The sequence below is a fragment of the Streptomyces spororaveus genome (assembly GCF_016755875.1).
Taxonomy (GTDB): Bacteria; Actinomycetota; Actinomycetes; order Streptomycetales; family Streptomycetaceae; genus Streptomyces; species Streptomyces spororaveus.
In genome coordinates this window covers 1,447,653-1,467,433 of sequence record NZ_BNED01000005.1, presented here as the reverse complement: position 1 = coordinate 1,467,433, position 19,781 = coordinate 1,447,653, and the positions used below count along the sequence as shown (strand labels likewise).

Below are 19,781 nucleotides of genomic sequence, written 5' to 3'. Positions count from 1 at the left end.
CCGCCTCGTGTGGTGCAGGGCACAACGGAGGGAGGGAACCTGCCCGTCGCTCCATCCGACTGCCTACCCGCTCGGTCGAAGAGTTCAACGTCCTTGGAAGGGAGACTTCGTGACGGTGGAGGGGACGGCGACCGCATCGTCGGCGGAGCAGAGCGGCGCGGCGGGACGGCAGTTGACCGTACTGCTCACCTGCGCCATGGCGTTCTCGATGCTGCAGCTGTTCCTCCTCGGGGCGCTGGGGCCGCGCCTGGTGACCGAACTCGGCGTTTCCCCGGCCGTGTTGGGGCTCACCACCACGATCGGTTTCGGGACCGCCGCCGTCCTGTCCCCGGCGGGCGGCCGGATCGTGGACCGCATCGGTCCGCGGCGCTCACTGGTGGCCCTGCTGCTCGTCTCCGCGGCGGCCCTCGCCCTGATCGGCGCCGCGCCCGGTGCCGCACTGCTGCTCGGCGCCGTCGCACTGGGCGGCGTACCGCAGGCACTGGCCAACCCCGCCACCAACAAGGCCGTGCTGCGCGCCGTCCCGCCCGCGCGGCGGGGCGCGGTGACCGGGCTCAAACAGTCCGGGGTCCAGCTCGGTGCGTTCGCGGCCGGGCTGCCGCTTGCGCTCCTCGCGGGCGGCATCGGCTGGCGGGGCGCGGTCTGGACCGGCGCCGGCGCAGCCCTGCTCGCCGGGCTGTGGGCTCTGCGCGTCCTGCCCGCCGACCCCGCCGCGCCGCCCGCGGGGCCCCGTACATCGCTCGTGCCACGCGGGATGGTGGCCTGGCTGGCGGTCTTCTCGCTGTTCCTCGGCGCCGGAATCGCCTCGGTCAACACCTATCTCGCCCTCTTCGGGGCGCAGCGGCTGGGCATGGGCCCGACAGCGGCCGCCGCGCTGGTCGCCGTACTGGGCGTGGCGGGGATCGCGGGCCGGGTGGGATGGTCGAAGGCGGCCCGGCCCGGGCGGGCCGAGTGGCTCCCGGGATGGCTGGCCTGCGGGGCGCTGGGCGCGGCGGTGCTGCTGGCGGCCGCGCCGGCGGCGGGCCCGCTGGTATGGGCCGGGGCGATCGCCGTCGGCGTGTTCGCGGTCTCCGGCAACGCGGTCTCGATGGTGCTGGTGATGCAGCGGGCCGCCCCCGGCCGGGCCGGACAGGACTCGGCGCTGGTCGCGGCCGGGTTCTTCGGCGGATTCGCTGTGGGCCCGCCCCTGTTCGGCCAGCTCGCGCAGAGCGGACGCTACGGACCGGGCTGGCTGCTCGTGGCGGCGGAGTTCGCGGCGGCGGGCGCCGTCGCCTTCCTGTGGGCCGTACGGGACCGGCGGGAGGCCGCGGCATGAGCACGGGCGAAGCCGGGCTCGGCCCGGCCCTCGCGGCCGTCATGGAACGGGTGGCGGTGACCGCCGAGGCGGTGGGCCCCCGTTTCCCGCTGTACGCCGAGCCGGACGGCGGGCGGTGGACGACCACCGGCCGCGGTTCGTGGACCGGCGGGTTCTGGGCCGGGCTGCTGTGGCTGCGGGCGCGGTACACCGGCGCCGCGGCCGACCGCCGCGCCGCCGCCGCGTGCACGGCCCGGCTCGCACCGTGGGTGGAGGCCGACACCGCCACCCGCGGCCTGATCATCTGGTACGGGACCGCTCCCGCCGGGGACGACGCCGAGGCCGCCGAGCTCCAAGGCCGCGGCGCCCGGGCCGTCCTGTCGGCCTACGACCGCGAACTCGGGCTCGTGCCCTGGGGAGACGCACTCGGCGGACCCCGTCTGCTCGCCCGCGTGGACGGCGTGCCGGGGACGGTACCCCTGCTGGCCGGGGCTGGAGCGGGGACCGGATCTGGGACCGGGGCCGGGTCGTGGGCAGGGACACAGGGTGCCGCCGTGGCCGCCGCCCACCTCCACCGCCACCTCGACCTCTGCCTCGGCGCGGGCCAGGACCTCACGCTGCGGCCCGCCCTGCGCTTCGACGCGGCCACGGGCTGGCGGCCCTGCGCGGACCCGCCGCCGGGCTGGAGCCGGGGCCGGGCCTGGCTCCTCCTGGCCGCGGCCGACGCCCTGCTGCGCCCGGAGCTGGCGGTGCCCGGCGCACCGGCCCGGCTCGCCGAAACGGCCGAACTCCTGGCGGCGGGGGCCGGGTCCCCGGCCGGCGGGCTCGTCCCGGCGGCCGACGCCGCCCGCCCGGACGGGCCGCTGGACACCTCGGCCGCCGCGATCACAGCGGTCGCCCTGCTGAAACTCGCCCGTGTGCCCGGCCCCCGCGCGGGTGCGTACGCGTACCGGGCCGAGGCGATCCTGCACCGCCTCGCGGAAAACCACGTCACCGGCCCGGACTCCGGGCGCCCGCCGGGGATGCTGCTGGACGGCTGCTACGACGCGGCGAAGGACCTGGCCGTCCGGCACGAGCTCGTCTGGGGCGACTTCTTCCTGGCCCTCGCCCTCGCCGCCGTACACGGGATCGTCGACATCACCCACGTCTAGGGGGAGTCTTGTCGGTCAGGTTCGGCGGCGTAGGACGTGAGGCGATCGGCGAGCGCGATGACGAGGTCGCGGAGTTCATCGGGGCCCTCGATGACGAACGGCCGGTCGAGTGAGGCGAGTACCGGGGGCAACCAGTCGAGCCGCTCCGCCCGCAGCTCGACGCGCAGCCAGCGCTCGGCCGCGCGGTCCCCGCCGGCCGCGGACTCGTACTCCTCCAGGCTCGCGACGCTGGCCGGAAGGCGGGCGCGGATCTGCTCCACTGTCCCGTGGATCCGCAAGGTCACCTCATGCCGGTACTCGGCCGTGGCGAACCCTGACAGCACGCGCTGTTCCGGACCGGGACCCGCTGGCGCTTCGAATGAGCCGGGCAGGGTCCGCGCGTCCGCGATGCGATCGAACCGGAAGGTTCGGTCCTCGCCGATCCGGGCGTCCTTGCCCGTGACGTACCACCGGCCCGCATGGGCGACGATCCCGTACGCGTGCAGCGTGCGCTCGCTGCGCCGTCCGTCACGGTCGGTGTAGCGGATCGAGACCGGCCGGTGGTGGCGCACCGCATCGGCGATCGTGAGCAGGACCCCGGCGTCCGGGGTGTCGAACTCGCCGGGCTGCTCCGTGAAGGCGAGAGCTTCCAGGAGTGTGTCGAGCCGACGGGCGATGTGCTTGGGCAGCACCCGCCGGATCTTCGCCGACGCCGTCTCGCTCGCCGTGCGCTCCGCCGTCGTCAGCCCTGCTCGGCGGCCGGCGACCAGGCCGAGCACCACGGCCAGCGCCTCGTCGTCGCTGAGCATGAGCGGAGGCAGGCGGTACCCGGGAGCCATCCGGTACCCGCCGTAGCGGCCGCGCACCGATTCCACGGGCACGCCGAGGTCGATCAGTTGGTCCACATACCGGCGCACGGTGCGCCCTTCGACGCCGAGCCGGTCGGCGAGTTCGGCCACCGTCCGGGTGCCGCCCGACTGCAGCAGCTCCAGGAGTGTCAGCACGCGGCCGGTTGGTCGAGGCATGGTGGCAGCCTAACGCGAATACAGGACCGATTCTGTCCTCTATTTCTCCTAGCCTGCGACGAGCACGCCTCCAGCACAGCCAAGGAGATTCCCATGGACTTCGTCTCGATCCGCATCATCACCAGCGACGTCGCACGCCTCGTCGACTTCTACGAGCGAGCCACAGGGGCGCGGGCGACGTGGGCCACCGAGGACTTCGCCGAACTCCGGACCGCGGGCGCCACCCTCGCGATCGCCGGCACCCGCACCGTCCCGCTGTTCGCCCCGGGCTCTGCCCGCCCGGCGGACAATCACAGCGTGATCACCGAGTTCCTCGTCGACGACGTGGACCGCGTTCACCAGAACCTGACCGGTTTCGTCACCGACTTCGTCAACGAGCCCACCACGATGCCCTGGGGCAACCGGTCGCTGCTGTTCCGCGACCCCGACGGCAACCTCGTCAACTTCTTCACCCCCGTCACCCCGGCGGCCATCGAAAAGTTCGCCCGCTGACGCCACGCGCGGCCGCTCACGCGGAAGCCCACGGAGGCTGGGGAGCAGTTCCAGCAGGAGGTCCACGATGAGATCGGGCTGCCCCACGAACGGGGAGTGGCCCGTCCGCCACTCGCGCACGTGAGTGCAGCGCCGGGCCATCTTCCGCTGGACGCCCGGGTCGATGGCCCGGTCTTGTGCGCAGACGACGTAGGTGGAGGGGGTGTGTTTCCAGCTGTGGTGTTCCGGGACTCCTCGTCCGCAGCCGGGGGCTTGCGCACGCAGTAGGCCGACCGCACGGGTGGCGAGGGGTTCGGGGCAGTCGCCGTAGAGGGTGTCGATGGCCAGGTCGGGGTGGAGGCTGGTCGCACCGTCGGGCTCGGGGATGATCGCGTCCCGGAGCTGCGGGGACGCACCGCCCAGCCCGGCCGCGCTCTCGCCGGTGTCCGGCACGAAGGCGGCCAGATAGACCAGGTGCCCCGCTCCGCGGACCCCTGTGATCACCGACCCTCCGTAGGAGTGGCCGAGAACGAGCGGGGGCTCCGGCAGTGCGTCGACGGCGGCCTGGACGGCGTGTGTGTCAGCGGGCAGTGAGCCCCGGTGGAGCTCGGGAACGACGACCTCGACTCCCGCCGTCCGCAACCGTTGCGCCGGCACGGCGAAGTGCTCAGGACGGTGATACAGACCGTGAACCAGCACCACCGCGGCCAACTCGGCCACCTCCTCGGATCGACACCAGACCAGTGAGCTTAAGAGCTGTCCCGTCATCCGGTGCGGGGCAGGTGTGTCACTGCCCCCGGGCCGGGGGTGTCAGCTGCTGGACTTGCTGCTTGCGTTCGACCCCCGCCGCGGGGAGAGTTCCGTCCTGCGGGCACGGTTCGGGGCGATGTGGGGTAGCAGGGGGCGGGGGCAGGCGGATGGTGCTGCTCTTCGGGAACGACTGCGATCACCCGGAACGCGAAGCAGTCAGGGCCCGCCTTCGCCGCACACGCCTCCGCGCTGAGCGCGTTGTTGGAGGACGAGGCTCTGCCCGACGGACTGATCGGCGCAAGGGTGGGGACGAGAATCTGCTGAGGAGCACGGCGTGGGAAGTCTGTTGAGGAACGTCTCCCGGGTCCGCTGGGGAGAGCTGCGCGACGGGACGGGGGCTGCGGCCGGCGGCATTCCCCCTCTGCTGTCCCGGATCGCCCATGGGGATGAGGACACGGCCCGCATCGCCATCGATGACCTGGGGGATGCCATCTGTGCGCTGGGGTTCGTCGTTGGCGAGGCGACAGCCCCCACGGTCCCGTTCCTTCTCGAACTGGTCGGGTCCCCGCACATGGCGTGCAAGGCCGAGTTGCTGGACCTGCTGGGAAGCATGGTCAGTCATCGAGGGTGTCGCCACCGCCGTACGGCCGGAAGAGGCGGCGCCTGCTCGGAAGTTGCTGCAGGTGATGGACGACACCCTGCCGTTCCCGGAGCTGTGAGCGGTCATTGCGCGACCGGAACAGGCTGTGTCCGCGGTGGCGCGTCCGTACACCGTGAGCACCACGGCGGTGACGACGTTCGTTCAGCGCGTCGGCGATGACGGCGGGCACGGCGAAGGCGCCGCCGACCGCGAGCAGCCGGAGCCGGTCCCGGGTCGGGCGGGCTCCGGGCCACCCGACCGCCGTCCGAACGGCTACTGCATCAGCTCGATGTGGGGATGCTCCGGCGCCGCCGGGCAGACGTAGAGCTGCTGTTTGTAGCCGCTGCCTATCTGGACCCTGGTCGGTCGCCACATGTCGTGGTGGCGGTCGTCGCCCGAGAACTCGGCGGCCCGGTCCTCGTACGGGATCCAGCTGCGGGTCCCGTCATCCCATTCGAACGTGTCGATGCTCAGCAGCGGTTCCATCGCGGTGTCGCAGGCGGGGCACTGCCGGGGGGCGGGATCGGTGTAGCCCCACTGGGGCCAGCCGCCGGCCTTCCAGCCGGGGGCGACGGAGAGATCGCTGCGGTAGAACGACGTCGGGTACGGAGCCCAGGAGCTGTCCAGGCCGGCGCCGGCCGCCTGCCACCTGCTCCAGTCTCCCAGTTGCCCTCGCAGCTCCTCGCTCAGCTCCAGGGAGTTGGGGTACTCGGTGATCTGCTCCGGCGCGAGCACGCACGGCTCGGGCACGTATTCCTCCATCCCCACGTCGAGTGGTTCCGGGGGTGAGGCGAGGATGTCGGTGACGTCGGCCGCGGACCGCCAGAACACCGCGGTCCTGGGCATGTACATCTCCGGGTGGTCGAGGGGGCACCACAGCACCTGGAGCAGATCGGCCTCACCGGGCGGGCGCAGCACGGGGACGTCACGCACGTACAACTGGGCCACGGGCAGCATGGGGACCGGGCCGTCGGGCTGCTCGGCGTCCCAGTCGATCTGCTCCAGGACCGCCCGCTCCTGCGGCGTGTGGTCGCGAACACCGGGTGTCCCCGCCGGGTGCGCCGCCACTCTCGCCCGCACGCTCTGCTCCACCCGTATCGCGGCCAGCGAGTGGCTGCCTCCCTCGTGCCCGGCGTCGCAGTGCGGCCACGGCTCGTCGGCGGGCCACAGCAAGGGCCCGCCGATCGAGCTGTCGCAGGGCGTCGGCGCGCCCGGACGGGGGTGCAACCGGGTCGCCGGGCGTGCCAGTGCGGCGAGTTGGGGGAAGACCGCCGTGACGTCGACCGGCCGCGGCGGGGTGGTACGGATCAAGGTCATGACACCGATGCTGCCAGGGCCCTCCGACAGCGGTCGGACCGCTCCGCGGCGGCTCTCCCCGGAACGACCCACCGGGAATCGTCTCGGCCGACGCGCCCGCGGGAGTCCTCCACGGCCCGGTCACTCGTCCGGGACCGTCCATGACATCACGCCGCACACCTCCTAAGCCTCCGGGGCGACGCCGGGGCGTGGGTGGTCGCGCAGGATCCGGCGGGCCACGGAGGTGATGTGCAGCTCGTCCGGGCCGTCGAGGATGCGGGCCGCTCGGCCGGTGCGGAAGAGTCCGGGCAGCGGGGTGTCCGGGCCGAGTCCTGCGGCGCCATGGATCTGGATGGCGGAGTCCGTGACCTGCTGGAGCATCCGCGCGGCCGCGACCTTGGCGAGCCCCACCTCCGTACGCGCGTCGCGCCCGGCGTCGATCAGAGCCACCGCCTCGTGCACCAGGGGGCGGGTGGTGCGCAGGGCGAGCAGGGCGTCGAAGACGTGGCTCTGGACCAGCTGCTGGTCGGCGAGGGGCCCGCGGGACCCGCTGCGCGTGGCGGCCCGCTCGCACATGAGGTCGAAGGCGCGCTGGGCCTGGCCGAGCCACCGCAGGCAGCGCAGGGTGCGGCCGAGCTGCAGCCGCTCACCGGCGATGGCGAGCGCGTCTCCGGGCTCGCCGAGGACGTGGTCGGCGGGGACCCGGACCCGGTCGAGTTCGATCTCGTACTGGCCGCCCGCGCCGAGGACGGGGAGTTCGCGTACGACGCGGAAGCCTGCCGAGGCGGTGGGTACGAGCAGCAACGTCAGCCCCTCGCGGTCACCGTCGCCGCCGTGGGTGCGGGCCATGACCGTCACCAGGTCGGCGCCCGCGGCTCCCGAGGTGAACCACTTGCGGCCGGTGACGATCCAGCCGCCGTCCGGCCCGCGCTCGGCCCGGGTACCGGTCCGGAAGGGGTCGGTGCCGGGCACGTCCGGCTCGGTCATGGCGTAGCAGGTCCGTATCTCCCCGGCGACCAGGGCTTTCAGGTACGCCTCGCGGACCGCTGGCCCACCGTGCCGAGCCAGCATCGTCACGTCGAGCAGCGGGGCGGATCCCAGCGCGGCCGGGCCGTGTTCACTGGCCCCCTCCGCCTCGGCCGTCGCGGCGTACGCCCGCAACCCCAGGCCGCCGCCGCCCAGTTCCACGGGCAGGGGCAGCGCCCACAGGCCCTCGGCCTGTGCCCGGCCGCGCAGTTCGGCCAGCGTCTGGGCCGCAGCGGGTCCACCCCCGTCCAGTACGGCCTCCCGGGGGATCACCCGGGTGCGGACGAACCGGTCGATGCGGTCCCTCAACTCATGGCCCTCGGCGTCCTGTTGTCTGACCGAGGTGTGGTCCGTGCCTGAATCCGTCACTTCTTTCCTCCTCATGCCCGGGAACTCGCGGGAACTCGCGGGAACGGCCGCCCGACTCCCTGTCCGTGGAACTGGTCGGGTGCGGACGCTCCCGGGTTCCCCAGATTCGGCAAGTCCCGGGCGCCGGCCACCGCCGCGCCAGGAGAGGAGAGGCATGGCGTCACCAGCAACCACGCAGACGGTCCGGCCGCTCGACACACTGCGCTTCGACACCTCGGGGCCCCCGCAGATCGCGAGCGTCGTCGCCGACCACCTGCGGCTGCTCGGCGCGCAGGGCGAGGCGTCCACCGGCACCACCGGCACCCCCGGTACCGGCGGCACCACGCTCGTCGGCGGCGGTTTCGACCCGGCGCACGCGACCGTCACCTGGGCGGACCCCGCGAGCGGGCTCGCCGACGAGGCCACGGTCCAGGCCGCCACCGGCATCATGGCCGTGCACGGCCGGCGCGACGGCAGCCCGCGCGGCCTCGCCGTCGACTACGCGGCCACCGCGACCGGAGTCCTGGCCGTACAGGGGCTGCTCGCGGCTCTCGTGGGCCAGGCCCGCGGCGGCTCCGCGCGCGCGGTCACCACCGGTGCGGACCGCGCCGGTCTGCTCGCGGTCTCCCAGTACCTCGCCGCCGCCGGGGCCGACGAGGGAGAGGCCGCCGAACTCGCTCCCGGAGGACCCCCGTTCACCTCCGCCGACGGCGTCCTCTTCGAACTGGAGACGCTCGATCCGGGCGCCTGGGCGGCCTTCTGGAAGGCGCTGGAGGCGCCGGCCGAGGCCCTGAGAGCCGGCTGGCGGCCCTTCCAGTTCCGCTACGCCACCGCCTGTGCCCCCTTCCCGGCAGCCCTCCACCTCACCGCCCGGTCCCACACCTGGGAGCGGATCCGCCGGGCCGCGGCCGCCTACGGCACCGAGGTGTGCGCCCTGCGCCCGCTCGCCGAACGGGCCGCCGAGCACGAGGGCGCCGCCCCCTGGTCCCTGGCACCGACGGCCACCGGACGTCTCACCGCCAGGTCGCACCGGCTGCCGGGAGCGGCACACTCCGGCGGGCCGCTGGCCGGGCTGACCGTGCTGGAGGCGGGCCGCCGCATCCAGGCACCGCTCGCGGCGCATCTGCTCGGGCTCCTCGGCGCCGACGTGATCCGGATCGAACCGCCGGGCGGCGACCCGCTGCGCGGCATGCCCCCGGCCTGCTCCGGGATCTCGGCGCGCTGGCTCGCCCTCAACCGGGGCAAGCGGGCCGTCGAGATCGACATCAAGAGGGAGGCGGACCGCCGCCGGCTGCGCGAGCTGGCGGCCGGGGCCGACGTCTTCCTGCACAACTGGGCTCCGGGCAAGGCCGCCGAGCTCGGCCTCGACTCCGAGGACCTCGCACGGGTCAATCCCGCGCTCGTCTACGCGTACACCAGCGGCTGGGCCGACCGGATCGGGGACGCCCCCATGGGTACCGACTTCATGGTCCAGGCCCGTACGGGCGTCGGTGAGGCCGTCCGCCCCGAGGGCGAGACCCCGGCGCCCTCGCTGATGACCCTGCTCGACGTACTGGGCGGACTGATCGGCGCCGAGGCGGTCCTCGCCGGTCTGCTGCTGCGCGAACGCACCGGCCACGGCGTACGGGTGGACTCCTCCCTGCTCGGCGCGGCCGACACGCTGACCGCGCCGGCCCTGCGCCGCGCGGCCCGTGGCGAGAACCCCCGGCAACCGGCCGGATTCCGGCTCCCGCGGCCGACGGCGGACGGCTGGCTCGCCCCCACCGACTCCGATGCGTGCGCCGCGGCCGCCCACGACCTGAGCGGCCTGCCCACCGCCGAGGCCGTCGCCCGGCTGCACGAGCACGGGCTGACCGCCACCGCGGTCACCACCGAGCTGTCCGACCTGCACCACGATCCGCGCTTCACCGGCTCGATCAGCCGGGACGCGCACGGCGCCCCCGCAGTCCCCGACCCCTGGAGCTTCGCATGACCGCCCACAGGCTCGTACTGCACGACCTGCTGCCCGCCGAACTCCGCCGGTCCTGGGTGGTCGACGGGACCTGCCCCGACCTCGACCTCTACAGCCTCTTCCGGGCCCGGCAGATCGCCGACCTGCACCGCACGGCCGTCATCGACGCCAAGGGAAAGCTCTGCTACACCGCGCTGGACCGCAAGGTCCGATGTCTGGCCACCGGCCTGCGGGAACTCGGGATCGGCCCGGGCGACGTGGTCGGCGTACAACTCCCCAGCAACCGCTTCGCCGTCATCGCCGATCTCGCGCTCGCCGCGCTCGGCGCGATCGCGCTCCCGTTCCCGGTGGGCCGGGGCGTCCTCGAAGCCGAGTGCCTGCTGCGCCGCGCCGAGGCCGTCGCCGTCATAGCGGCCACCGAGCACCGGGACTTCCGTCACGCGGCGGATCTGAGCACGCTCGCCGGGGCGCTCCCGGCGCTGCGCCACGTCATCGCCGCCGGGCCCGGAGCCGCGCCTGAAGGAACGATTCAGCTGTCCGCGCTGCTGCGCTCCGACCCCAGCGGATTCGTCCCCGCCCGCCCCGACCCCGACAGCGCGGCCCGCATCCTCGTGTCCTCCGGCTCCGAGGCCGAGCCGAAGATGATCGCGTACTCGCACAACGCGCTGGCCGGCGGACGCGGGAACTTCCTCGCCTCCCTCATCCCGGACCGCACCCCGCCGAGCTGCCTCTTCCTCGTACCCCTGGCCTCCGCCTTCGGGTCCAACGGCACCGCCGTCACCCTCGCCCGGCACGGCGGCACGCTCGTCCTGCTCGACCACTTCACCCCCGAAGCGGCGATCGCGGCGGTACGCGAACACCACCCGACGCACATCCTCGGCGTGCCCACCATGGTCCGCATGATGCTCGAACGCCTCGACGGGACGGAGGAGGAGCTGCCCGCCCCCACCGCGCTGGTCCTCGGCGGGGCGCCGCTCGACGAGACCACCGCGGCCGCCGCGGCCAAGGCCTTCGGCTGTCCCGTGGTGAACCTCTACGGCTCCGCGGACGGCGTCAACTGCCACACCGGGCTCGGCACCACGGTGCCGCCCACCGACGGGTCCGGGGTCGTCGCCGGCCATCCCGACCCCCGGGTCGCCGAGATCCGCATCGCCGACCCCGACACGCACGCACCGCTGCCGGACGGCGCCGTCGGCGAGATCGTCTCGCGCGGACCGATGACCCCGCTGTGCTACGTGGGCGCGCCCGACCTGGACGCCCGCTACCGTACGCCCGACGGCTGGGTCCGCACCGGTGACCTCGGATACCTGGACTCCGACAACGTCCTGCACATCGTCGGCCGCCTGAAGGACATCGTCATCCGCGGCGGTGCCAACATCAGCCCGGCGGAGGTGGAACGCGAACTCACCGCGCACCCCCAGGTGCGGGACGTGGCCTGCGTCGGCGTCCCGGACCCGCTGATGGGGGAGCGGCTGGCGGCCTGCGTGGTGCCGCGCGGCGGGCAGCCCCTCACGCTCGCCTCGCTCGGCGTCCACCTCACCCGGCGCGGGCTGGAACGGGGCAAGCACCCCGAGCGGCTGCTCCTGCTCGCCGAACTCCCCCTGACCGCGGCCGGCAAACCGGACCGCGCGGCCCTGCGCGAGCGCCTCGCGGCGACCGCCACGACGCCCCCGCCGCTCGCACAGGCGGGCTGAGGGGACGGGGCCCGGCGGCAGCTTCCCGCCGCCGGGCCCCGCCGCACGGACGAAGCCCGCCCACCCGGGCCGGGCCGCTGATCCCGGTCCCGGACCAGAGGCGCGGGCCGGCGGAGCGCCCCGCGGAGGGGGAGCCGGTACACCCGGCACCGGCCGGTTTCCGCGGGGCTGCTCGGGGGCGGCCCGTCAGGACGCGCCCATGGCCTTCTTCAGTTCGGCCGCGGCGTTGCGGTAGACCGCCAGCAGGTCCAGGTCCTCACCCGGATAGTTGACGATCTTCACCTGCTTGGCGCCGGAGTCGGGCAGCACCGTGCCGGTGGACATGTGCGCGTTGTCCAGTACCAGCTCCGGCTTCTTCGCCGCGAGTTCGGCCAGCTGCGCCGGGGTCACGGCCTCGGGCCCGTACGTGCCCACCGGGGTGGCGCCCGCGAGCTTCGCCGACCACGCGGTGAAGACCTGGGTCACCACCGACGGGCTGCGGCCGCCGGGCCAGCCCGCCTGGACCTCCTTGTTCAGCTTCGTGTACTCGGTGTCGAAGCCCGCCTTCCACCGCGTGGCGGCGTCCTCGGTGCCGAAGAGCCCGCCCAGCCTGCTGACTTCGGCCGCGGCCTTCTCCGGGTCGTTGTCGAGGTTCACCTCGACCAGCTTCGCCTTGGAGCCCGCGGCCTCCTTGATCTTCGCGGCGTACGGCTCGAAGGGCGCGTACAGCACGAAGTCGGCCTTGGCCACGGCGGCGAGGTCCGACGGCTTGGGGTCGTAGTCCGGGGCGTGGTGCACGGACTGCGGCACGATCACCTTGACGTCCTCGGCGCCCGCGGCCTTCGCGAAGGCGCCCTCCCAGGTGGTGGTGACGACCACGACCGGCTTTCCGGCCTTCGGCCGCGGGCCGTCCTCGGACTTCGCGTCCTGGGGTGAGGGGGTGTTCCCGCAGGCGGCGGTCAGGCAGAGTGCCGCGCTCAGTGCGAGGAGGGAAGGGATACGGACGCGGGTGCGCGCCATGAGCTGATTCTCCGTTCGGGTATGAAATGCACCGCGAGGACCAGTGCCCCCGCGGTCAGGACGAGGACCGGACCGGGCGGCCAGTCCAGCCACAGGGCCAGCAGGAACCCCGTCAGGTTCACCGCCACGCCGATGCCGACCGCCCAGAGGGTGATCGACTTCAGTGAGCCGCCCAGGCGGCGCGCGGCGAGTGCGGGCAGCAGGGTCAGTGCGTCGACGAGCAGAGCGCCGGTCAGTTTGATCGCCCCGGCGACTGCGATGGCGACCAGCACCAGCAGTGCGGCTGTCAGCGCCCGCACCGGTACGCCGGAACACTGGGCGAGCTCACGGTCGTACAGCAGCAGGCCGATCTCGCGCCGCCGCCACCAGAAGAGGCCCGGTACGACGACGGCCAGGACGCCCAGGACGACGAGGTCGGCCGAGCCGACCGACAGGATCGACCCCCACAACAGGGCGAAAGCGCCAGAGGCGTTGACCCCCGACACGGCCAGCAGCAGCAGCGCCGCCGCGATGGCCAGGCTCATCAGCAGGCCCATCGCCCCCGACAGGCCGTCCGGGGTCCGGGCGAGCGGGGCCACGCCCGCACCGGCCAGCGCGCACGCCACCAGCGCGCACAGCATGGGGTCGAGTCCGGTGAGCAGCCCGACGGCGATGCCCAGCAGGGCCACGTGCATCATCGCGAACCGCACCGGCATGATGTCGAGGCCGACGATGACCACACCGATGACGGGCAGGCCGATCGCGGCCAGCAGCAGGGCCACGCCGGCCCGTTGCACCGGCAGCAGTTGAAGGAGTTCGCCGAGGTCGGCGGTGGCCAGGTTCACCGGACCTCCCGCAGGTGGCCCGCGGCCATCTCCAGTACGCGGTCGCAGCGGTCCGCCAGCGCCCGGTCGTGCGTCACCACGATGAGGGTCACCGGCAGGGAGGTGAGGACGTCCGCCGCTTCCGACTGCCCGTCGAAGTCGAGGGCGGCGGTGGGCTCGTCGGCCAGGAGCAACTCGGCCCCCGCGGCGATGCATCCGATCGCCCTCGCCAGGTACATCCGCTGCAGCTGGCCGCCGGAGAGGGTGTGCAGGGGCCGCCCGACGAGCGGAGCCACACCGAGCCGCTCCGCGGCCTCGGCCGCCTCCGCCGGCGCGTTGCTCCCTGCCAGCAGTTCGGCTCCGAGCAGGGGGAAGCGGCCGGCGGCCGGCTTCTGCGGGATCCAGGCGCAGGCCCGGCGCCGCCAGGCCCACTCGGCGGGCGAGCGGCCCTCCCGGCCGCCGACCCGGATCGAGCCCGTCGTCTGACGGTGCAGACCGAGGACGGCGCGCAGCAGCGTCGTCTTGCCCGAGCCGTTGGTACCGGTCAGGGCCACGCGTTCACCGGCGGCGATCTCCAGATCGACGTCGGAGACGGCCTCCACCCGGCCGTGCCGGCACACGACCTCCCGCATGCGCACATCGAGCCCGCCCATCACACGCCTCCTCCGCAGCGCGGGAAGGCGAGGATCCGCCCTCCACTCGGGAGTAGTCGGACGGGGGGAGCCCGGGGTTCCCGGCGGACCGGGGCGGATTTCCGCGGGGCCCGGACCACAGGCCCGGACCGCGAGTGGACACCGGCCGGTTCAGACCGCTGCGACGGCTCGGACGGACCGTGCAGACCGTTCAGACCGGGTGGCCGTCGGCGTCCGTGTGGTCCTTCTGGCCGGAGAACTTGTTCAGGAACACGTCGTAACGGCCGTCGGGGCGGCGGGTCATGGTCGCTCCGTCCTGCCAGATGCCGTTCTCCGGCCACCACTGACTGCCGTACGCGTCGCCCTGGTTCTGGTGGACGTTGTGGACGCCCAGCCCGGCGTCGAACGGCTCGCCGAAGACCAGGATCGGCCGTCCGACGCCGAGGATCGGCTCGAAGGCGCCGGCGGCTTCGAGATTGGAGCCCGAGGTCCAGGGCGGGGACGACTTCACCAGCCGGTCGAGGAGGTCGCGCAGCGGGCCGGGCAGCCACCCGGGCCAGTCCTGGCGCCTGAGCAGGGCCGGATGCCGGATGTAGTCGAGTGCTCCGGTCCCCGGCGCGCGGTCGAGGTCGTGGAACCCGGGCGGCAGCGCGGCCACCGGGCCGAGCGCCGACGCGTCCACGGTGAACGCCTTCCACTGCACGCCGGTGGCCGAGTCGTGGCTGTCCACGTCGACGGCGCACTTGTACCGCCCGTCCGGGGCGTCGACCCGGAGGTTGACGTGGAACCAGGCGCCCTCCGAGTCGGGGGTGTCGCGGAAGTGCTTGTGCAGGGTTCCGGCCAGCACGCCGTAGCGGTCGAATGGCATGGTCCCCAGTGAAGCACCGGGCAAGCCGGTCGGGTGGTTCTGGCACGCGGGCACGAGAGGGATCGGCGCGGACCGGACCGGGTGGCCCTACGGTCGGTCCCGTGCGGCCCCCTCGGACCGCGCGAGGCGCCTACGCAAGAGGTCGAAGCTTCATGAGTCTCAGCATCCGCAACCAGCTCGCGGGCACCGTCACCGCCGTCACCGTCGGCGAGGCCATGGCGACCGTCAAGGTCCGTCTGGACGGCGGCCAGGAGATCACCGCCGCCATCACCGCCGAAGCGGTCAAGGCCCTCCGCATCACCTCCGGCTCCGCGGTGAAGGCGCTGGTCAAGGCCACCGAGGTGGCCCTGGCCACCGCTCCGGTCGAGAACATCTCCATCCGTAACCAGATCACGGGCACGGTGGCCGACATCGCCGTCGGCCCGGCCATGGCCGCCGTGAACGTCAACGTGAACGGGGGCGGGCTGACGGCGGCCGTCACCGCCGGCGGCGTCCAGGAGCTGGGCCTGGCCCCCGGCTCCTCCGTCGTGGCGCTGATCAAGTCGACCGAGATCTCCCTCGCCACCGTCTGACACGGTCCGGCACCGTCCGGCACCGCGCTCAGATCCCCGGCGCAGCCAGGGCGCCGAACCACACGTGCGTGACCGCGCTGACGTAGCGCGCCCCGCACCGGTCGGAGGGGACCACCAACTGGGCCCCGGACTCGTCCAGGTCCTCCCCGTCCAGGCGGGTGGCCAGCAGCACCGGACTGCCCCCGAAGTCGGCGTCCAGCTCGGCCCAGGCGAGGACGCTGTGGTGGCCGTCCCCGCCGCTGACCGCCAGCAGGAAGCGCGACCGGTCCTTGCGGCGCCGGGCGTCGAAGGCCGGCCCCGCGCTCGCGACCACGTCACGCAGCCGAACACCACCTTGGCCCGGTGCTGCTGCCATTCGCGCAGGTCGGCGACGCTGAGCAGGGCCGGGCGGTCGAGGTCTCCGTGCAGCATGAGTTTGGCCATACGAGCCGGATTCCCAGATCCCGTCATCCAGGAAACGTATCTGCCACCCTCATCTCACTATGTAAGTCGCATATGAGCCCTGCTGCTCCCTCGCGGCTTGCATCTTCTGCCAGGCGACATCCCTCGTCACCGGCATCTCGGTGAACCGCACCCCGGTCGCGTCCCGCAGGGCGTTGGCGAAGGCCGGGCCCACCGGGTTGAAGGGGCTCTCGCTCATGGACTTGGCGCCGAGCGGGCCGATCGCGTCCGAGGTCTCCATGAAGTGGACCTCCGTGCGCGGGACGTCCGCGTACTGCGGGAGCCGGTAGCGGCGGAACGCCGCCGTGGTGACCTCGCCGCGCTCGTCCACCCGTACCGTCTCGAAGAGGGTCGCGCCCAGCGCCTGCGCCACGCCGCCCTCCACCTGGCCGCGGCACTGCATCGGGTTCATGACCTTGCCGGCGTCCGCCGCGTGCACACTGCGCAGGATCTTCATCTCGCCGGTGTCCGGGTCGACCGCCAGACGGAACCACTGCGCGTTGAAGGCGACCGAGCGCGGGGAGCCGGTCCAGTGGCCGTCCGCGGCCATCTCCTCCAGCCTGCCCTTGTCGTACGCGGCCTCGTACAGCTCCTTCAGGCTGACGGTCCGGCCCGCGCAGTCGAGGGCCTCGGGACCCAGCCTGCACAGGTGCCGGGCCACGCCCGTGTGCCGGGCGGCGAAGGTCAGCAGGCGCTCCGCGAGCGAGTTCGCCGCCAGCATCACCGCCTTGCCCGCGACCACCGTGCCGGCCGAGCCGAAGGCGCCGGTGTCGTGGCGGACGACGTCCGTGTCCGACTGGCGGACCGCGATCCGGTCCACCGTCGTGTTCAGCGCACCGGCCGTGATCTGCTTGTGGACGGTGGTCGTGCCGTTGCCGAACTCCGCCGTGCCGACCGCGATGTCGTACGTACCGTCGCGGAGCAGGCTGACGCGGGCGTCGGCGAAGTGGCCGCCGGGCGGCCCGGTCGCGATCATGGCGACCGCCGATCCCGTGCCGGTGAGCCAGCCCTCGGGGACGTCCTCGTGGCTGCGGTCCTCGGCGATGGCCTTGCGCACCACGTCCATGCACTGCTTCATCCCGTACGAGGCGATGAACAGGTCCTCCTCGTGGCCGATCGGGGTCACCAGGTGGTCGCCGGCGCCGATGACGTTCTTCTCGCGCAGTTCGAGCGGGTCCATGCCGAGCCGGAGGGCGAGTTCGTCCATCGCCGATTCGAGGGCGAAGAGCACCTGGCCCAGTCCGTAGCCGCGGAAGGCGCCGGCCGGGACGCCGTTGGTGTAGACGGAGTACGCCTCGACCTCCTTGTTCGGTGCCTTGTAGACGGCGAAGGACTCGCCCACGCTGTGGAACATGACGGCCGGGCCGTGGTTGCCGTAGGCGCCGGTGTTGGAGACCACGCGGATGCGCAGCGCGGTGAGGGTGCCGTCGGCCCTGGCCCCGATCTTGATGGTGATCTTGAAGGGGTGGCGGGTGGTGGCCCCGTAGAACTGCTCGGCCCGGGTGAACTCGAGTTTCACCGGCCGGCGCAGCTTCAGGGCGGCGAGGACCACGATGTCCTCGGTCAGCATCTCCTGCTTGCCGCCGAACCCGCCGCCCACGCGGCCCGCGACGACACGGACCTCGTCCTCGTTCAGGTCGTAGAGGGCGCACAGCGCCCGCCTGGTCAGGAACGGCGCCTGCGTGGAGGAGCCGGACGGTGATGCGCTCGCCGTCGCCCTCCTCCCTGGGTTCGAAGTAGGCGACGCTGCCGTGGGTCTCCAGACTGGCGTGCTGCACACGCTGGGTCTGGAAGGTCTCCTCGTAGACGACGTCCGCCTCCGCGTAGCCCTTCGCCATGTCGCCGAGCGTGTTGTGGACCTCGCCGCACACGTTGTTCCCGGCACGGAAGATCCCCGATTCCGGCCCCTTGGGGTGCAGGACCGGCGCACCGGGCAGCATGGCCTCCTCCGGGTCGATCACGTACGGCAGCTCCTCGTACGTGACGACCACGCGCCGGCAGCCCTCCTCGGCGGCCTGCTCGCTGTCGGCGACGACGGCCGCCACGCGCTGCCCGACGAAGCGCACCACGTCGTCCAGGACGCGGGTGTCCATCGGGTCCTCGGTGGGGTGCTCGTGACGGGCGGACGAGTACAGCCGGTCGGGGGAGTCGTGGTGGGTGAGGACCGCGTGCACGCCCGGCACCTGGAGCGCGTCCCTGATGTCGATGTCGACGATGCGGGCGTGCGGGTGCGGGGAGCGCAGCAGCTTCATGTGCAGCAGCCCGGGCACCTCGACGTCGAAGGTGTAGCGGGCGGTGCCGGTGACCACGAGGGGCCCGGCGGGGGCGCCCAGGGACCTGCCCACGGCCTGCCCGGGCTCCGGGTCCTCGGTGTGCCTGACCCCGCGCACGGCGTCCTCGATGGCGCGGTATCCCGTACAGCGGCAGATGTTGCCCTTGAAGGCGCGCGGCAGGTCCTGGAGCTTGCCGTCGTCGTGGGCGGTGCCCTCCTCCGCCTGGAGGGCGGCGGTCGTCATCAGGAAACCGGCGGTGCAGAAGCCGCACTGGAAGCCCTGGGCGTCCAGGAACTGCTGCTGCGCCGGGTGGAGTTCGCCGCCGGAGCGGGCGAGGCCCTCCACGGTGGTGACGGACCGGCCCTCGGCGCGGACGGCCGGGTAGAGGCAGCTGTGCACCGGCTGTCCGTCGACGTGGACCGTGCAGGCCCCGCAGTCGCCCTGGTCGCAGCCCTTCTTCACGCCGAACCAGCCGCGCTCGCGCAGATAGGTGCGCAGGCACTGGCCGGCCCGCGGCGCGGTGTCGAAACGCCGCTCGTTGATCTCGATCTCGTACGTCATCGGTGGTCCTCTGTGGTGAGCTCGCGGCGGATCTCCTCGGCCAGGCGCAGGGCCATGTGGCGCCGCCATGCGGGCAGCCCGTGGATGTCGTCGTACCACTCGTCGGGCCGGACGGCGCCGTCGATCGCCTCGCGCAGTTCCGCGGCCGTGGGCGGGAGCGCGAACCAGAAACGGAAGGGGCGGGTGGTGGCGGCGGAGACCGTCACGGCGAGGGAGCCGTCGGCGGGGTCGCAGGCGCCGATGACCAGCGCGCCGGAGCGCCCGAGTCCGTAGAGGGACGCCTGGCGGAAGGCCGTGCGGAAGTTCATCGCGTTCGGAGGCAGGCGCACGGACCGCAGCAGCTCACCCTCGCGCAGGTCCTTCACGCCGGCGCCGAGGATGAACTCGGTGACGGGCATCCGGCGGGTGGCGCCGTCCTGGCCCTGGAGGAAGACGGTGCCGTCGAGGCCAGCCGTGAGCGAGACCATCGGACCGGCGGGCAGGCCGTTGCAGAGGTTCCCGCCGACGGTCGCCATGTTCCAGATCTTGAAACTGGCCAGGAACGCCCGGCAGCACTGCTCGAAGAGCGGGGCGGCCGTCGTCGGCAGGGTCCGGCCGAACCGCGAGAGCTCGGTGATCGTGCAGGTCGCGGCGATGTCGAGGGAGCCGTCGGGCTGCCAGGACAGGGGCGGCCAGCCCATGCGGGAGAGGTCGACGAGGCGGCGGAGGTGCGGCTGCGGCTCGGAGAAGAGGTACGTGCCGCCGCCGAGCCAGGCGTCGCCGGGACGCCAGGGTTCGCGGCGGCGCGCGTCGCGCACGTCGAGCACCGTGTTGAGATCCAATTCGCGCCACCAGCCTTTCCGGCCTGACAGGGGGTTTCAGCCAGTGAAGCAACGGGACCGGGTGCGGGACGACTGGTCCCGGCCACGGAATCGGACGAGCCCGCAACCCTCCCTCCTGGAGGATCAACCAAGAGGTATACCGGGTGCTTCACCTGGCATTTACGATGGCTCAGCCTCTATTCACCT

Annotated in this window: 14 protein-coding genes and 3 pseudogenes; 6 read left to right on the top strand and 11 right to left on the bottom strand. The window is 73.2% G+C overall.

Annotated elements, in window-relative coordinates; genetic code table 11:
• Positions 1 to 109 precede the first annotated feature (109 nt).
• Positions 110 to 1,315, top strand: a complete 1,206-nt coding sequence (locus Sspor_RS09445; RefSeq protein WP_373318757.1) for an MFS transporter — start codon at positions 110 to 112, stop codon at positions 1,313 to 1,315.
• A complete protein-coding gene (locus Sspor_RS09440) occupies positions 1,312 to 2,445 on the top strand; it encodes a sugar ABC transporter permease (RefSeq protein WP_202198639.1) in 1,134 nt (377 codons plus the stop codon). Before Sspor_RS09445 ends, Sspor_RS09440 begins: the two co-directional genes overlap by 4 nt.
• On the opposite strand, the gene Sspor_RS09435 is transcribed toward Sspor_RS09440, so the two are convergent.
• Positions 2,442 to 3,449 carry a helix-turn-helix transcriptional regulator gene (locus Sspor_RS09435; protein ID WP_202198638.1) on the bottom strand — a complete coding sequence of 336 codons (1,008 nt, stop codon included), beginning with the start codon at positions 3,447 to 3,449 and terminating at the stop codon, positions 2,442 to 2,444. The genes Sspor_RS09440 and Sspor_RS09435 overlap by 4 nt on opposite strands.
• A gap of 93 nt (positions 3,450 to 3,542) precedes the next feature.
• Here Sspor_RS09435 and Sspor_RS09430 point away from each other — a divergent pair, with 93 nt between their 5' ends.
• On the top strand, positions 3,543 to 3,941 hold the full coding sequence (locus Sspor_RS09430) for a VOC family protein (protein ID WP_202198637.1): 399 nt from the start codon (positions 3,543 to 3,545) through the stop codon (positions 3,939 to 3,941).
• Between the two features lie 27 nt (positions 3,942 to 3,968).
• Here the strand turns inward: Sspor_RS09430 and Sspor_RS09425 are convergent.
• From Sspor_RS09425 to Sspor_RS09415, 3 genes and pseudogenes are all read right to left on the bottom strand, one after another.
• Positions 3,969 to 4,631, bottom strand: a pseudogene (locus tag Sspor_RS09425) (alpha/beta hydrolase); the annotation flags it as partial.
• 952 nt (positions 4,632 to 5,583) lie between these two features.
• Positions 5,584 to 6,627 carry a hypothetical protein gene (locus tag Sspor_RS09420; RefSeq protein WP_372499798.1) on the bottom strand — a complete coding sequence of 348 codons (1,044 nt, stop codon included), beginning with the start codon at positions 6,625 to 6,627 and terminating at the stop codon, positions 5,584 to 5,586.
• A 162-nt stretch (positions 6,628 to 6,789) separates the two neighbouring features.
• Positions 6,790 to 8,001 carry an acyl-CoA dehydrogenase family protein gene (locus Sspor_RS09415; RefSeq protein WP_237403771.1) on the bottom strand — a complete coding sequence of 404 codons (1,212 nt, stop codon included), beginning with the start codon at positions 7,999 to 8,001 and terminating at the stop codon, positions 6,790 to 6,792.
• 154 nt (positions 8,002 to 8,155) lie between these two features.
• On the opposite strand from Sspor_RS09415, the gene Sspor_RS09410 reads away from it, so the two are divergent.
• Both Sspor_RS09410 and Sspor_RS09405 read left to right on the top strand, forming a co-directional pair.
• Positions 8,156 to 9,952, top strand: coding sequence for a CoA transferase (locus Sspor_RS09410; RefSeq protein ID WP_202198635.1), 1,797 nt, complete (start codon positions 8,156 to 8,158; stop codon positions 9,950 to 9,952).
• Positions 9,949 to 11,625 carry a class I adenylate-forming enzyme family protein gene (locus tag Sspor_RS09405; RefSeq protein ID WP_202198634.1) on the top strand — a complete coding sequence of 559 codons (1,677 nt, stop codon included), beginning with the start codon at positions 9,949 to 9,951 and terminating at the stop codon, positions 11,623 to 11,625. The genes Sspor_RS09410 and Sspor_RS09405 overlap by 4 nt, the downstream gene beginning before the upstream one ends.
• Before the next feature lie 186 nt (positions 11,626 to 11,811).
• Here Sspor_RS09405 and Sspor_RS09400 read toward each other — a convergent pair whose 3' ends face one another.
• From Sspor_RS09400 to Sspor_RS09385, 4 genes are all read right to left on the bottom strand, one after another.
• Positions 11,812 to 12,624, bottom strand: coding sequence for a metal ABC transporter solute-binding protein, Zn/Mn family (locus Sspor_RS09400; RefSeq protein WP_202198633.1), 813 nt, complete (start codon positions 12,622 to 12,624; stop codon positions 11,812 to 11,814).
• A complete protein-coding gene (locus Sspor_RS09395; RefSeq protein ID WP_202198632.1) occupies positions 12,582 to 13,448 on the bottom strand; it encodes a metal ABC transporter permease in 867 nt (288 codons plus the stop codon). The genes Sspor_RS09400 and Sspor_RS09395 overlap by 43 nt, the downstream gene beginning before the upstream one ends.
• Positions 13,445 to 14,080, bottom strand: coding sequence for a metal ABC transporter ATP-binding protein (locus Sspor_RS09390; protein ID WP_202198631.1), 636 nt, complete (start codon positions 14,078 to 14,080; stop codon positions 13,445 to 13,447). Before Sspor_RS09390 ends, Sspor_RS09395 begins: the two co-directional genes overlap by 4 nt.
• A 190-nt stretch (positions 14,081 to 14,270) precedes the next feature.
• Complete coding sequence (locus Sspor_RS09385; RefSeq protein WP_202198630.1) at positions 14,271 to 14,927, bottom strand: DUF2278 family protein; 657 nt, start codon at positions 14,925 to 14,927, stop codon at positions 14,271 to 14,273.
• Between the two features lie 152 nt (positions 14,928 to 15,079).
• Here Sspor_RS09385 and Sspor_RS09380 point away from each other — a divergent pair, with 152 nt between their 5' ends.
• Complete coding sequence (locus Sspor_RS09380; protein WP_202198629.1) at positions 15,080 to 15,499, top strand: TOBE domain-containing protein; 420 nt, start codon at positions 15,080 to 15,082, stop codon at positions 15,497 to 15,499.
• A 28-nt stretch (positions 15,500 to 15,527) separates the two neighbouring features.
• Here the strand turns inward: Sspor_RS09380 and Sspor_RS09375 are convergent.
• The 3 genes and pseudogenes from Sspor_RS09375 to Sspor_RS09365 all read right to left on the bottom strand — a co-directional run bounded on the left by Sspor_RS09375 (position 15,528) and on the right by Sspor_RS09365 (position 19,595).
• A pseudogene (locus Sspor_RS09375) lies at positions 15,528 to 15,949 on the bottom strand (molybdopterin-dependent oxidoreductase).
• A gap of 22 nt (positions 15,950 to 15,971) precedes the next feature.
• Positions 15,972 to 18,774, bottom strand: a pseudogene (locus tag Sspor_RS09370) (molybdopterin-dependent oxidoreductase).
• Positions 18,771 to 19,595: an FAD binding domain-containing protein gene (locus tag Sspor_RS09365; protein ID WP_202198628.1), complete on the bottom strand. Its 825-nt coding sequence runs from the start codon at positions 19,593 to 19,595 to the stop codon at positions 18,771 to 18,773. The pseudogene Sspor_RS09370 and the gene Sspor_RS09365 overlap by 4 nt, the downstream one beginning before the upstream one ends.
• Positions 19,596 to 19,781 lie beyond the last annotated feature (186 nt).